This is a genomic window from Zavarzinella formosa DSM 19928 (genome assembly GCF_000255705.1).
In the GTDB taxonomy this organism is placed as follows: domain Bacteria; phylum Planctomycetota; class Planctomycetia; order Gemmatales; family Gemmataceae; genus Zavarzinella; species Zavarzinella formosa.
The window spans coordinates 110,220-110,549 of the sequence record NZ_JH636450.1 but is presented as its reverse complement, the minus strand read 5'-3'; the positions used below and the strand labels follow the sequence as shown (position 1 = coordinate 110,549).

The following is a 330-nucleotide window of genomic DNA, read 5'->3' as shown; positions in this document are numbered from 1 at the left end:
CAGCGAAAAACTGGCACACATCGGCCCCGTCGTCGGACGTCAGTGGCCGATGGCCGAAATAGATACCCGCTTGATTCCCTCCGACCGCACTGTTTTGAAGCGGCATGGTGTCGGGCTTGCCGGAATCCTGCCGGATCTCCGCGCGGAGCCGGTAACGGTCCGTCATCGGGTCGGCCGCGAGTTCCAACAAGGAGCATTCGGCCGACTGGAACGAGCATGTCCCGTCGAACACAATGTTCGACACGGCCAGCGGGGCCGGGCCGAGCCGCCACTGATGCCATCGGGGGAGGCCCGTTTCGCCGATCAATTCAACACGCCGACCGGCGGTCA

Annotated in this window: 1 protein-coding gene; it reads right to left on the bottom strand. The window is 64.2% G+C overall.

The features are described 5' to 3' along the window. On the bottom strand, positions 1–330 hold a 330-nt coding region (locus BGIM_RS55335), incomplete at both ends, for a hypothetical protein (RefSeq protein WP_202947390.1).